This is a genomic window from Gordonia insulae (genome assembly GCF_003855095.1).
In the GTDB taxonomy this organism is placed as follows: domain Bacteria; phylum Actinomycetota; class Actinomycetes; order Mycobacteriales; family Mycobacteriaceae; genus Gordonia; species Gordonia insulae.
Window position 1 is genome coordinate 2,065,504 of record NZ_CP033972.1, and the last position, 12,878, is coordinate 2,078,381.

Genomic DNA, 12,878 nt, shown 5'->3' on the forward strand with positions numbered 1-12,878 from the left:
AGCCGGATGGCCGGAACAGTCGCAGTCGACCCTATGTGTCACACCGGTCGTGGCCGCGCATACGCGCGGCGCGTCGGGGGTCACGCGACTTGACTCGGACCCGTATTCCGATGATCCTCAGAATATGTCCGGAATCGATCGCCCGCGCATCCCGGACACCGCAGGCGCCGTGTCACCGTCCGGAACATGGCGTGAGCTGTTCGCGCCGGAGCATCGGGTCGCGGTCACCGTGTTCGCCGGCGGCATCGCGGTCTTCGCGATCAACACCTATCTGACCGCGGCATCTCTGCCCAGCGCGGTCGCCGACATCGGCGGCCAACGCCTCTACGCGTGGGTGATGACGGTCTTCCTGATCACCTCGGTGTTCTCCTCGATGATCGTCACACGCAGCCTCGCCCGCTGGGGTGCACGCGGCGCGTATCTGATCGCCTTCGCACTGTTCGGTGTCGGCTCGCTGATCTGCGCCGTGACCCCGACGATGCCGATCATGTTGGGCGGCAGGGCGATCCAGGGACTCGGCGGGGGGTTGCTGACCGGTCTGTCCTTCGCTGTCATCCGCCTGGCCCTGCCCGCACGACTCTGGGTACGAGCCGTCGGACTGACCTCGGCCATGTGGGGCGTCGGGAACCTGATCGGACCGGTCCTCGGTGGACTGTTCGCCCAGATCGGGTTCTGGCGCGGGTCGTTCTGGCTCCTCGTCATCGCGACCGCGATCATCACCGTCCTCGCCCGGCGCGCATTGCCGGCCCGCCGCAGCGCCGACGCCGACCCCACGCCGATGCCGTTCGCGTCGTTGACGTTCGTCGTCGTCGCCACGGTCGCGGTGTCGGTCGCAGCTGTCGTGGACGGCACACGCACGGTCCTCGTCCTCGTCGGCGTTGCGGTGGCAGCCATGCTGGTCTTCGTCCTGGTGGACCGGCGCCGGCCCGCGGGACTGCTCCCCCGGCTCACCTACACCTCCGGCAGCCCGCTGCGATGGATGTACGTATCGATCGCAGTACTCGCCATCGGGTCGACGTCGGAGGCCTTCATCCCGCTCTTCGGCCAGGAGATCGCCGGGATGGGGCCGCTGGTCGCCGGCATGCTCGGCGCCGCACTCTCGTGGGGTTGGTCGTCGGCGCAGATCGCCAGCACCACATGGGCCGCGGGCCGTGCGGCCGCGATCGTCCGCATCGTCGGGCCGGGACTGCTCGGGACGGGCCTCGCCACCTACGGGTTGTTGCAGTTCTCGTCGAGCGGAGTCATGGTCGCCGCCTGGTTTGTCGCATTGTTCATCGCGGGCACCGGAATCGGAATGGCCTTCCCGCACATCGCCACCGCGGCCATGACGATCACCCCTGACGACGCCGAGGCGGCCCGCGCATCCGCGGGCGTCAACACGGTGCAGATGGTCGCGAACACCTTCGGGTCGGCGATCGCGGGCTTGCTCGTGAGCGTCGGGGCCACCGTGAAATGGGCCGGCGGGGACCCCGTCGTGGCGTCGGCACGGTTCCTCACCTTCGGCTTCGCCGCACTGGCACTGGCGGGCGTCTTCGCCGCCGTCGCGTCGGTGCGGCGACCGCGCGAGGAGGCCGCCACACAGGATCGATCGGCAAGGAGCACACCATGACCGAATCCGTCGACACCGCCGCGCCGCGCTTCCCCGAACTCGGCATCTACACCGAGCTCGCCCGGGTCGGCAAGGCGCTGGCGAGCCCGGTCCGGCTGCGGCTGCTCGACATCCTTGAAGAGGGTGAGCGCACCGTCGAAGACCTCGCCGCGACAGCGGGATTCGGCGTCAAGAACACCTCGTCACAGCTGCAGATCCTGCGTGCGGCACAACTCGTCAGCAGTCGGCGGGACGGCGTCCGCATCCACTATCGGATCGCCTCGCCACGGGTGTCGACGCTGTTGGGCGCGTTCGCGCGCTTCGCCACCGACAACGTCTCCACGGTTCGCGCCGAGATCGACGCCTACTTCGCCGATCACCGCGACCTGGTCCCCGTCACCGCGGACGATCTCGCCACCATGATCGACGCCGATGCCGTGCTCGTCGTCGACGTCCGCGACCCGGACGAGTTCGGCCGCGGCCACATCCCGGGGGCGATCTCGGTGCCACAGAACCGTATTCGCGAACTGCTCGCTTTGCTGCCGGCCGACCGCCGCATCGTCGCGTACTGCCAGGGGCCGTACTGCCTGGCGTCGCCCGAGGCCGCGCACGAACTCATCGACGCCGAACGCGACGCGACCATCGTCGAGGGCGGCCTGACGGCATGGATCCGGTCCGGTGGCTCGTTGTCGCGCTCGCGCTGACCGTCACGAGTGCAGCGGGGGGCCGTCGAACCGGTCGACGGTGACGAACTCCTCCACCGGTTGACGCCGCAACCTCGTCAGCTGACGCACCGGCTTTCCGATGGGTACCACGGCGGCAACGGCGTGGGTCTGCGGTAGCCCGAGCAGTTCACGCACGGCGGGCTCCTGGAGCACGGCCATCGAGGTGATGGTCCCGCCGAAGCCCTCCTGGCGGGCTGCGAGCAGGATGTTCCACACCAGCGGATAGACCGACGCCCCGCTCACCACGCCAACCCGGTCGAGGTCCTGGTCGATCGCCGCGACCGCCGTGAGATCCACCGACACGACCAACACCGCGGGCGCCGTGCGGATCGGCTCGACGAAACTCGCCGGTACCGGGGTGCTGTCGATCACCGCTTGCGGGACCGTGGTCGGATGCACCGGATTCCACGGCATCTCGCCGGCCGATTTCTGCGCGACGTACCGACGGACCGTCGGCTCACCCAACTCGGCGATTCGCTGTTTCGCGAGGTCGTCGCGCACCACGACCACGTGCGCACCCTGCCGGTTGCCGCCGCTCGGCGAGAAGCGGGCGTTGTCCAGGATCCGGTACAGCACCTCGTCGGGCAGCGGGTCATCGGTGAACTCGCGTGCGGCGAAAGTGGTCCGCATGACGTCGTACAGCTCCATGGCACCCACTATGCCCTCCGCGTGAGGAGCCCGGTCACGGACCGCCGACCGCGACCGCCACCTTGCGCAGCAACGCTGCGAGCGTCTGCCGCTCGTCGGGGGTGAGGCCGGCCAGCGCCCGCTCGTCGTCCGCGAGGCGACGCGGGAGTTCGGCGTCCACCAGCCGGCGGCCCGCGTCGGTCGGCTCCAGCAACACCACCCGACCATCACGCTCGGATCTGCGCCGCTCCAGCAGCCCGCGGCGCGACAGGCTCTCGGTGATCTTGGTGATGGATGCCCCGCTGAGCATCGTCGTCGAGACCACCTCGCTGGCCCGCAACGCCCGATCACTGCGGGCGAGTGCGCTGAGCACGTCGTATTCCGATCGCGATACCCCGTGGGGTTCGAGATGACGGTCGAGCCGGTGGCTGCTGACCGCGGCGATGTGGTGAATCCGTCCGAGCACCCCGATCGGGCCGACATCCAGTCCGGGATAGGCACGCTCCCATTCCTGCTGGATGCGGTCGACCAGATCGGGAGCCTCGGGTGTGGTCACCCTCTCATCGTAAATGTGCCTACGGCGCTTTATTTCACTAGTGAAATAGTTGTAAACTAACCCACCATGAGCACCCCCACCATGGCCGACCGGGTCCGCGATCGCCAGAGCGCGCTGAGCATGGTGCTTCGGCCGACCGTGTGGCGATCGTCGCTGGTGCTGGACATGAACCGCGCCTCCGTCGCGGCGCCGATCCGGGTCGGCATCGCGGTGGGCCTCGTGTTGGTGGTCGGCGGGCTGACCGGTACCCGCGACATCGCCGGATTCGCCGCTCTCGGCGCGCTGATCTCCGCGTTCTGTCGCCCCGACCCATACCGGGTCCGGCTGGGACGGCTCGTCGTACTGGGCGTCGGCATCATCTCGTCGGTGGCTGTCGGCGCGATCCTCGGCATCTCCGGTGCCGCACCGGGCGTCGAGATCGTGACCATCGCCGTCCTCGGCTCGCTCGCGGCGCTGGTGATCGGCATGCTGCACATCGCGGGTCCGGGCGCGGTCGTCTTCGTGTTCGCCGCAACCGCCGCGATGGGATTCGCCCATGATCCCGGCGATCTCACCCGCGCCCTCGTCGCGACCGTCCTCGGCACCCTGTGCGGCGCCGTGGCGTCACTGGCTCCCTGGCTGTTCGGTGGCCTGGTCGGCGGCCTGCGCTCGCTCATCCGTCGTGTCTCCACACCCCCGGCGGCCGTGAACACATCGGTCGACCATGTGTCCCTGCGGACGGCCCTCCACCGCCGCCCGCGACCGGATCTGGTGGCCAACAGCTGCCGAATCCTCGTGGCGATGGTGGCCAGCGCCGCCCTCGCCGAGGCGATCGGTCTGTCGCATCCGATGTGGGCGGCGATGGGCGCGATGGCCGCCATGCAGGGCGTGGCCTACCACGTCACGGTGCAACGCGGGCTGCAACGCATGCTCGGCAACGTCGTGGGCGCGGTGATCGCCGCGGGACTGCTCGGGCTCGGGCTCGGGTATTGGGGTGCCGTGGTCGCGATCGTCATCTGCCAGGTCGTCGCGGAGATCTCGGCGCCGGTGAACTACGCGATCGCGTCGTCGGCGGTGACACCCATGGCGCTGATGATGACCGCGCTGGGTGCCGGCCTCACCCCGGCGGCGGCGATCGACCGGGTGGCCGACACACTCATCGGAGTCGTGGCCGGGATCGTGATCGCCGCCGTGACGATCACCGGCGGCGAGCTACGGGCACAGCGCACCGCGGCGGTCACCGTGACTGCGAATGGCGGGGCAGCGCGCGGCTGAGACCCCTACGCTCGGGACATGGTGCGCTCGATCCGAGCACAGGGACTGGTCCGTTTCGCGGCGGCCGCGATCTGCGGCCTCCTCGTCGTCTCCGCATGCGGGTCGTCCGACGACGCCGACCGCGGGTCCGGTACGTGCACGGAGATCGCCACAGGTCGCCAGATCGAGCCGGGCGCGACGGCCACCGGCACCGCCGACCTCGCCACCCGCCCTGAGGTCGCGACCGGATATCGCACCGGGATGCGACCGGTGCACACGGCGTCCTTTGCCGCCGCCACCGCCAACCCACTCGCCACCCGCGCCGCCTGCGAGGTCCTGCGCGACGGCGGCACCGCCGCCGACGCCCTCGTCGCCGCACAGATGGTGCTGGGCCTGGTGGAGCCTCAATCATCCGGCATCGGGGGCGGCGCGTTCGCGCTCTACTACGACGCGGCGTCCCACACGGTGCGGGCCTTCGACGGACGGGAGACCGCGCCGTCCGCGGCCACCGAGGACTACCTCCGCTTCATCAGCGCCGCCGACCGCCGGGCGCCGATTCCCGACGCCCGGGCATCCGGACGCTCGATCGGGGTTCCGGGGGCTCTACGGATGCTCGAGATGGTTCAGCAGGAGTACGGGAACCAACCGTGGCGATCGCTCTTCGACCCTGCGATAGAGCTGTCCGACAACGGTTTCGACATCTCTCCCCGCCTGGCCGCAGCGATCGCCGACGCGGCCGGACCGCTCTCCGTCGACGACGATGCCCGTGGCTACTTCCTCAACCCGGACCGCTCCCCGAAGGGCGCCGGCACACGCCTGACCAACCCTGCCTACGCCAAGACGTTGGGCGCCATCGCCACCGACGGGGCACAGGCCTTCTACACCGGCCCGCTGGCCGACGCCATCGTCGCGACGGCCGGTGCGAGCACCGGCGGCATGACTCCCAGCCTCATGACGGCGGAGGACCTGGCCGCCTACCGCGCGATCGAACGCGATCCGGTGTCGACGACGTACCGCGGCACTCGGATACTCGCGATGCCCGGACCATCGTCGGGCGGCATCACCGTCGCTGCGACGATGGGCATCCTCTCGAACTTCGATCTGCCCTCGATGGGCCCGACCGCACTCGACCTCGACGGCGGACGCCCGAATCCGGCTGCGGTCCACCTCGTCAACGAGGCCGAACGACTCGCCTACGCCGACCGCGACAAGTACATCGCCGACCCGGACTACGTGCCGCTGCCCGGCAAGGGTGTCGCGACTCTCCTGGACCCGGCGTATCTCGCCCAACGGGCAGCGCTCATCACACCGGACAGGTCGCTCGGCGAGGCGCAGGCGGGCAATCTGGGCGACGTCCCGCTCGGGAGCGACCCCGGGCGCGAGCACGGCACCAGCCACATCACCGTCGCCGACGAGTACGGCAATGTCGCCTCGATGACGACCACCGTGGAGTCCGCCTTCGGCAGTTACCACATGGTCGACGGGTTCATCCTCAACAACCAGCTGACCGATTTCTCCGCCGAACCGCGCGACGAATCGGGTGCCCTGCTCGCCAACCGCGTGTCCCCGGGCAAACGTCCCCGCTCGTCGATGGCGCCCACCCTCGTCATGCAGCCCGGAACCGCAGGACGGCCCGACACCGTGATCGGCGCGCTCGGCTCGCCCGGCGGCTCGGTGATCATCCAGTTCGTCGTCAAGACGCTGGTCGGCCTCCTCGACTGGGAACTCGACCCCCAGCAGGCGGTGTCGATGATCGACTTCGGATCGGCCAACACCCCGGTGTCCAACGTCGGCGGTGAACACCCTCTCGTGGACACCGCCGACGACGGCGCGCGCGATCCCCTGGTCACGGGCCTGCGATCACGCGGAGAGCAGGTCTCGGTGGATGACCAGTCGAGTGGCCTGAGCGCGCTCTGGCGCGACACCAGTGGGTGGATCGGCGGCGCCGACCCGCGCCGCGAAGGGGCTGTCATGGGAGACGACGCGACATTGCGTTGACCGACGTCCCGTCCGGCGCGGTGACCCCGGACACCCCCTCCGCATAGTGTTCACACCGGTGACACCTGTTTTCACGCCCGTCACACAGGGGAAACGGCCAGGGTACGTCGCGCTCATAGCGTCGTATCGCTCGCAACACCACGAACCGCCCTCGATGCACTCCCTGACGCCGAGGACGAGGTGACGATCCCAGGAGTGACAATGAGTGGCAGCATGTCCCGTCGGCAAGCCATCGAGGCCGTGACCAACTACGAGGTGAATACCGACGGTTTCCCGGAACCGCTGGCAGACACCTTCGGCCGTAACGTCTTCACTCTGTCGGCCATGAAGAACCGCCTGCCCAAGCATGTGTTCAAGGCGGTCTCGGCGACGATCGACAAGGGCGCCCCGCTCGACCCCACGCTCGCCGACTACGTCGCATCGGCGATGAAGGACTGGGCGATCGAGAAGGGCGCGTCGCATTACGCCCACGTCTTCTACCCGCTCACCGGCTTCACCGCGGAGAAGCACGACTCGTTCCTCGAGCCGGATTCCTCCGGCGCATCGCTGGCCGAGTTCCAGGGCAAGACCCTGCTGCAGGGCGAACCGGACGCGTCCAGCTTCCCCAACGGCGGCCTGCGCGGCACGTTCGAGGCCCGTGGCTACACCGGCTGGGATGTGACCAGCCCGGCGTACATCCTGGAGAACCCGAACGGCAACACCCTCTGCATCCCGACGATCTTCATCTCCTGGACCGGTGAGGCCCTGGACAAGAAGACCCCGCTCCTGCGCAGTCAGCAGGCGATGAGCAAGCAGGCCATGCGGGTGCTGAAACTCTTCGGCCACAGCGACGTCGACACGGTGGTCTCCTACGCCGGCGCCGAACAGGAGTACTTCCTGATCGACCGCCACTTCTACTTCGCGCGTCCCGACCTCATGACGACCAACCGGACCCTGTTCGGCGACAAGCCGTCCAAGGGTCAGGAGTTCGACGACCACTACTTCGGTGCCATCCCGGATCGCGTGCTCGCCTACATGATCGAGCTCGACCGCGAGCTCTTCAAACTGGGTATCCCCTCGAAGACCCGCCACAACGAGGTCGCCCCGGGACAGTTCGAACTCGCGCCCGTGTTCGAGAAGTCCAACCTGGCCCACGACCACCAGCAGCTGATGATGACCACCATGAAGAAGGTCGCCGAGAAGTACGGCATGGTGTGTCTCCTGCACGAGAAGCCCTTCGCAGGCGTCAACGGCTCGGGCAAGCACGTGAACTTCTCGCTGGGCAACAGCAATCAGGGCAACCTGCTCAATCCGGGCGACACCCCGCACGAGAACGAACAGTTCCTGGTGTTCTGCGCGGCCATCATCCGCGGTGTGCACAAGTTCGGCGGCCTGCTCCGTGCGTCGATCGCGTCGGCATCCAACGATCATCGCCTGGGCGCCAACGAAGCACCGCCGGCGATCATCTCGATCTTCCTCGGCGAGCAGCTGATGGACGTGTTCGATCAGATCGCCAAGGGCGGCGCGAAGGCCAGCAAGGAGAGCGGTCTCCTCGAACTGGGCGTCGACACCCTTCCGCCGCTCAAGGCCGACGCCGGTGATCGCAACCGGACCAGTCCGTTCGCCTTCACCGGCAACCGGTTCGAGTTCCGCGCGCCGGGCTCGAACCAGTCGATCTCCGACCCGATGGTGGCGATCAACGCGATGCTCGCCGATTCGCTGGATTACGTCGCCGACTTCCTCGAGAAGGAGATCGCCGACGGTGTCGCCTTCGACGCCGCCGTGCAGAAGGTACTCGAGGACATCATCGTCGAGCACGGCAAGGTCGTGTTCAACGGCAACGGTTACTCCGACGAGTGGCAGGAGGAGGCGGCCTCCCGAGGTCTGCTCAACCTGCGCACCACCGTCGACGCGATGTCGCAGTACGACGAGCCCGGCATCATGGACGTGCTCAGCAAGTACGGCATCCTCAGCAACCGTGAGCTCAAGGCCCGCAAGGAGGTCGTGCTCGAGCAGTACGCCCTCGCCCTGCTGGTCGAGGCCAAGGAGACGCTGGAGATCGCGAAGACGATGCTCCTGCCCGCCGCCAACCGGTACCAGGGCGAGCTGGCGGGAACCGCGGCGAGCCTCAAGGCCGCCGGCATCGAGACCGATCATCCGGTTCTGTTGTCGGTGACCAAGTGCACCAAGGATCTCTATTCGGCCATGCTGATCCTCGAGGAGGCGATCGACGGATTCCACGGCGACACCGTGGAATCGGAGGCCGAGTACGCACTGAAGTCGCTCATCCCCGCGATGACCGACGTCCGGACCGTGGCCGACAAGCTGGAGAGCAACGTCGCCGACGATCTCTGGCCGCTGCCGACCTACCACGAGATGCTGACCATTCTCTGACAGTTCGACCTCACGACCGACCGTGCCCGCCGGAATCCCACCGGCGGGCACGGTCGTCTCACCACCGTCGAGCGGGATGGCGTGCAGCGCAACCGACGCAGAGCCGGGCGGCCGGCAGCGCGTCCAGGCGCTCGGGTGCGATGGCGCCGCCGCAGATCTCGCACACTCCGTAGGTGCCGTGACGGAGTCTGTCGAATGCGGCGTCGAGTTCGTCGAGCCGCACCCGGGAGCGCTCGAGTTGCGCCACCAGGTGGCCGCGCTCGACGGCGAGTGTCGTTCCCTCCGGATCGTGTTCGTCGTCGGAACTGGAGTCGGCGGTGGCCTCGATGACCGATTCGAGCCGCGCCGACAATGATTCGACGAGGGACAGGGTCGATGCGCGTTCGGCGGTCAGTGCCGCTTCCGCATCGGTGCGATCATTGCTCATGTCAGTACCTCATCGTGCGGTCGGGTCGGCACGCAGGCTGAGCGCGACGACGAGTCGGGTCGCCGGGTCGTCGAGGTTCATCCCGGTCAGTGTCTGCAGTCGGCGTATCCGATAGCGGAGGGTGTTCGGATGCACGTGCAGTTCGCCTGCGGCCGAACGGACGTCGCCGAAGTGGTCGAGGTAGGCGCGCAACGACGCGACGAACTCGCTACCGCTCTGCCGGTCCATCTCCACGAGTCCGACGACCCGGCTGTCCACGAGTTCCGGATTCGCGGCCAGGTGAGCGACGATCTCCCCCAACAGAACTCCGGTCTGCGACTGGTCGACGGTGGTGACGTCGGCGATCAGTTCCCCCTCGCGCTCAGCGGCGTCGAGTACGCGGTCGACCTGTGACCGCAACGCGGGTACCGCGGCGAGGCCTGCCTCGGGACCGGCGACCACAGCGCGCAACCGCACGCCGAACTGGCGTTCCGCGGCGGCCAGCACCGTCCGGCCCCAGGCCACGGTGGCGTCAGAGACCACCTGCGGCAGAACCACATACGCCCGCGCCGCGATCGTCGTGGTGACCGACAGCGGACTGAACGCGCTCGCGTGCAAGGTCAGCGCCGAGACCTCACCTGCCCGACCGAGCGCATCCGTCGATGGGCTGTCGTCGGCGGGCGCGAAACCGACGAGCACCACCGGACCATCGGCGTCGATGCCGAGTTGCGCGCCGAGATAGTCGGCATCGATCACCTCGCCACGCCCGCCCAGCAGCCGCCGCACCACGTCGTCGTGTGCGGTCCCGGTTGCCCGGCGTCGCGAGATCATGCGAGCCGCCACGGCGGCAGCGCCGATCAGCACATCGTCGGCGTCCTCGGCGAGTGCGGACCCGCCTTGCTGCAGCCAGATCACGCCGAGGAACTCGCCCCGGCCGTCGGTTTGTGGCCGGCGGATGCCGATCGCCCGACGCGGACGTAGCGCGAGGTCGGCGCGCTCGTCGACGACGACGATCCCGGTGGTGGTGCGGACGGCATCGAGGACGCCCCACTGGCGCAACCAGGCGAGCATCTCCGGCGGACCCTCCCGGCCCAGGATCGACAATCGCCGGAGTTCGTCGGCCTCGTCGCCCGCGCTGCTGTACGCGAGCACATGGGATCGCTCGTCTTCGATGCTGACCAATCCCCCGGTCCGGCGGGCGACCTCGCCGGCCAATTCGAAGAGGTCCCCGATCGGACCGGACCGCATCGAGTCGCCGGCGAAACCGGCCTCGGGTCTCGGCGATGCGCCGTCGAGGACGCGGATGACCAGGTGATAGATCCGCTCCCACCGGGCGTGCGCATCGACCGCGATCACGGCGATGCCCGCGGACTCTGCCCGCTCGACGACACGTACGGACGGCGCCTTGGCCAGAATCCCGACAGGCTGGTGCGTGCCCAGACCGGACAACCAGGTGAGCATCGCGTCGTCCGGTACGCCGACGAAGAGGAAGAGCCCGGCACCTCGGGCGGCCCGACCCAGTCCCAGGTGGATGTCGTCGACGTCGAGTAGAGCCGCCGACGACACCCTCTGGTCCAAGCCGTTCGGAGCGGTCACCAGCGTCGCGACGGTGCGGTCGAGGGCCAACAGAAGGTGCCCAAGCGTCACACCGTTGTCCATACGAACGAACATTACGCCGTCAGCTTGTCCGATCGGCTATGGATTCGCCGGTCGAGCACGGGTGGACTGTGCTCATGGACGCCATCACCACACCCCCTCGCCCGTCGAATGAACCCGTCCACACCTATGCGCCCGGCGCTCCAGAGCGGGACCTAATCCGCGTCGAGTTGGAACGCCAGACCTCGGCGGGTTCGATCGATCTCCCCCACGTCATCGGCGGCAGCGAGCGACGGGGCTCCGGGGAGCGCGTCGACGTCGTCCAGCCGCACGCGCACCGCGAGGTGCTGGGCACCATCGCCAACGCGACCCACGACGATGCGCGCGCCGCCGTCGACGCGGCGCTGGCCGCCGCGCCCGGCTGGGCCGCCACCTCGTTCGATGAGCGTGCTGCCGTACTCCTGCGCGCCGCCGACCTGCTGAGCGGACCGTGGCGCGAGCGCATCGCCGCCGCGACCATGCTGGGTCAGTCGAAGTCGGTGCAGCAGGCGGAGATCGACGCACCCTGCGAGCTCGTCGACTTCTGGCGTTTCAACGTCGGCTTCGCCCGGGAGATCCTGGCCGAGCAGCCGGTGTCGTCGCCGGGCGTCTGGAACCGCCTCGACCACCGCCCACTGGACGGCTTCGTGTACGCGATCACCCCGTTCAACTTCACCGCGATCGCCGCGAATCTGCCCACGGCACCGATGCTGATGGGCAACACGGTGATCTGGAAACCGTCGCCCACCCAGGCCTACGCGGCACAGGTGACCATGCAGGTCCTGCGCGCGGCGGGCCTCCCCGACGGCGTGATCAACCTCGTCCACGGGGACGGCGCGGACCTGTCCGAGGTCGTCCTCGCCGACGAGCATCTCGCCGGCATCCACTTCACCGGATCGACGACGACCTTCCGGCATCTCTGGCGTGAGGTCGGTGCCGGCATCGACCGGTACCGGAACTATCCGCGGATCGTCGGCGAGACGGGCGGCAAGGATTTCGTCGTCGCGCATTCGTCGGCGGACCCCGACGTGCTGCGCACCGCGCTGATCCGTGGCGCCTTCGAGTACCAGGGCCAGAAGTGTTCGGCCGCCTCGCGGGCGTATGTGGCACGGTCGGTCTGGGAGCGGATGGGCGACGACTTCCTCACCGAGGCAAGTGCGTTGACCTACGGTGACATCCGCGACCTCGGCAACTTCGGTGGTGCACTGATCGACCGCCGAGCCTTCGACAAGAGCGTTGCGGCAATCGATCGCGCCAAGACGGTGCCGCACATGACCGTGGCGGTGGGCGGTGACTGTGATGACAGCGAGGGCTACTTCGTCCGGCCGACGGTGCTGCTGTCGGACGACCCGACCGACGAGGCGTTCTCCACCGAGTACTTCGGACCGATCCTGTCACTGCATGTGTACGAGGACAACGACTTCGAGCAGACCCTGCGACTCGTCGATTCGACCGCGAGATATGCGCTGACCGGCGCGGTGATCGCCACCGACCTCGGTGCGGTCACGACGGCCGCCGACCTCCTACGTCAGGCCGCCGGCAACTTCTACATCAATGACAAGCCGACCGGTGCCGTCGTCGGCCAGCAGCCGTTCGGCGGCGCACGGGCGTCGGGCACCAACGACAAGGCCGGGTCGAAGGCCAATCTGATGCGCTGGACGTCGACCCGCACCATCAAGGAGACCTTCGTTCCGCCCACCACCTCCGGCTACCCACACATGGCACAGGACTGAGGCG

Annotated in this window: 10 protein-coding genes; 6 read left to right on the top strand and 4 right to left on the bottom strand. The window is 68.5% G+C overall.

What is annotated here, in order from left to right:
* Positions 1 to 124 precede the first annotated feature (124 nt).
* Positions 125 to 1,609, top strand: coding sequence for an MFS transporter (locus D7316_RS09320; protein WP_124708033.1), 1,485 nt, complete (start codon positions 125 to 127; stop codon positions 1,607 to 1,609).
* Positions 1,606 to 2,292 (top strand): ArsR/SmtB family transcription factor, encoded by a 687-nt coding sequence (locus D7316_RS09325; protein WP_124708034.1) that lies wholly within the window; start codon positions 1,606 to 1,608, stop codon positions 2,290 to 2,292. Before D7316_RS09320 ends, D7316_RS09325 begins: the two co-directional genes overlap by 4 nt.
* Before the next feature lie 3 nt (positions 2,293 to 2,295).
* Here D7316_RS09325 and D7316_RS09330 read toward each other — a convergent pair whose 3' ends face one another.
* The gene (locus D7316_RS09330; protein ID WP_124708035.1) at positions 2,296 to 2,961 is read right to left on the bottom strand and encodes a nitroreductase family protein; all 666 of its coding nucleotides are present in this window, start codon (positions 2,959 to 2,961) and stop codon (positions 2,296 to 2,298) included.
* A gap of 34 nt (positions 2,962 to 2,995) precedes the next feature.
* Positions 2,996 to 3,496 (bottom strand): MarR family winged helix-turn-helix transcriptional regulator, encoded by a 501-nt coding sequence (locus D7316_RS09335; RefSeq protein ID WP_124708036.1) that lies wholly within the window; start codon positions 3,494 to 3,496, stop codon positions 2,996 to 2,998.
* A 66-nt stretch (positions 3,497 to 3,562) separates the two neighbouring features.
* On the opposite strand from D7316_RS09335, the gene D7316_RS09340 reads away from it, so the two are divergent.
* From D7316_RS09340 to D7316_RS09350, 3 genes are all read left to right on the top strand, one after another.
* Complete coding sequence (locus D7316_RS09340; protein ID WP_124708037.1) at positions 3,563 to 4,750, top strand: FUSC family protein; 1,188 nt, start codon at positions 3,563 to 3,565, stop codon at positions 4,748 to 4,750.
* Between the two features lie 18 nt (positions 4,751 to 4,768).
* Positions 4,769 to 6,727, top strand: a complete 1,959-nt coding sequence (locus D7316_RS09345) for a gamma-glutamyltransferase family protein (protein WP_124708038.1) — start codon at positions 4,769 to 4,771, stop codon at positions 6,725 to 6,727.
* Positions 6,728 to 6,928: 201 nt separating this feature from the next.
* On the top strand, positions 6,929 to 9,100 hold the full coding sequence (locus D7316_RS09350) for a glutamine synthetase III family protein (RefSeq protein WP_124708039.1): 2,172 nt from the start codon (positions 6,929 to 6,931) through the stop codon (positions 9,098 to 9,100).
* A 58-nt stretch (positions 9,101 to 9,158) separates the two neighbouring features.
* Here D7316_RS09350 and D7316_RS09355 read toward each other — a convergent pair whose 3' ends face one another.
* Positions 9,159 to 9,527, bottom strand: a complete 369-nt coding sequence (locus D7316_RS09355; RefSeq protein ID WP_124708040.1) for a TraR/DksA family transcriptional regulator — start codon at positions 9,525 to 9,527, stop codon at positions 9,159 to 9,161.
* Positions 9,528 to 9,536: 9 nt separating this feature from the next.
* The gene (locus D7316_RS09360) at positions 9,537 to 11,165 is read right to left on the bottom strand and encodes a PucR family transcriptional regulator (RefSeq protein ID WP_124708041.1); all 1,629 of its coding nucleotides are present in this window, start codon (positions 11,163 to 11,165) and stop codon (positions 9,537 to 9,539) included.
* A gap of 74 nt (positions 11,166 to 11,239) precedes the next feature.
* On the opposite strand from D7316_RS09360, the gene pruA reads away from it, so the two are divergent.
* Positions 11,240 to 12,874, top strand: a complete 1,635-nt coding sequence (gene pruA, locus D7316_RS09365) for an L-glutamate gamma-semialdehyde dehydrogenase (RefSeq protein ID WP_124708042.1) — start codon at positions 11,240 to 11,242, stop codon at positions 12,872 to 12,874.
* Positions 12,875 to 12,878 lie beyond the last annotated feature (4 nt).

What these genes read in the sequence shown, in the direction of transcription:
- D7316_RS09330 (WP_124708035.1), bottom strand. Translation starts at nt 2,961, where the DNA reads ATGGAGCTGTACGACGTCATGCGGACCACTTTCGCCGCACGCGAGTTC.
- pruA (WP_124708042.1), top strand. Translation starts at nt 11,240, where the DNA reads ATGGACGCCATCACCACACCCCCTCGCCCGTCGAATGAACCCGTCCAC.
- D7316_RS09350 (WP_124708039.1), top strand. Translation starts at nt 6,929, where the DNA reads ATGAGTGGCAGCATGTCCCGTCGGCAAGCCATCGAGGCCGTGACCAAC.
- D7316_RS09345 (WP_124708038.1), top strand. Translation starts at nt 4,769, where the DNA reads ATGGTGCGCTCGATCCGAGCACAGGGACTGGTCCGTTTCGCGGCGGCC.
- D7316_RS09340 (WP_124708037.1), top strand. Translation starts at nt 3,563, where the DNA reads ATGAGCACCCCCACCATGGCCGACCGGGTCCGCGATCGCCAGAGCGCG.
- D7316_RS09325 (WP_124708034.1), top strand. Translation starts at nt 1,606, where the DNA reads ATGACCGAATCCGTCGACACCGCCGCGCCGCGCTTCCCCGAACTCGGC.
- D7316_RS09355 (WP_124708040.1), bottom strand. Translation starts at nt 9,527, where the DNA reads ATGAGCAATGATCGCACCGATGCGGAAGCGGCACTGACCGCCGAACGC.
- D7316_RS09360 (WP_124708041.1), bottom strand. Translation starts at nt 11,165, where the DNA reads ATGGACAACGGTGTGACGCTTGGGCACCTTCTGTTGGCCCTCGACCGC.
- D7316_RS09320 (WP_124708033.1), top strand. Translation starts at nt 125, where the DNA reads ATGTCCGGAATCGATCGCCCGCGCATCCCGGACACCGCAGGCGCCGTG.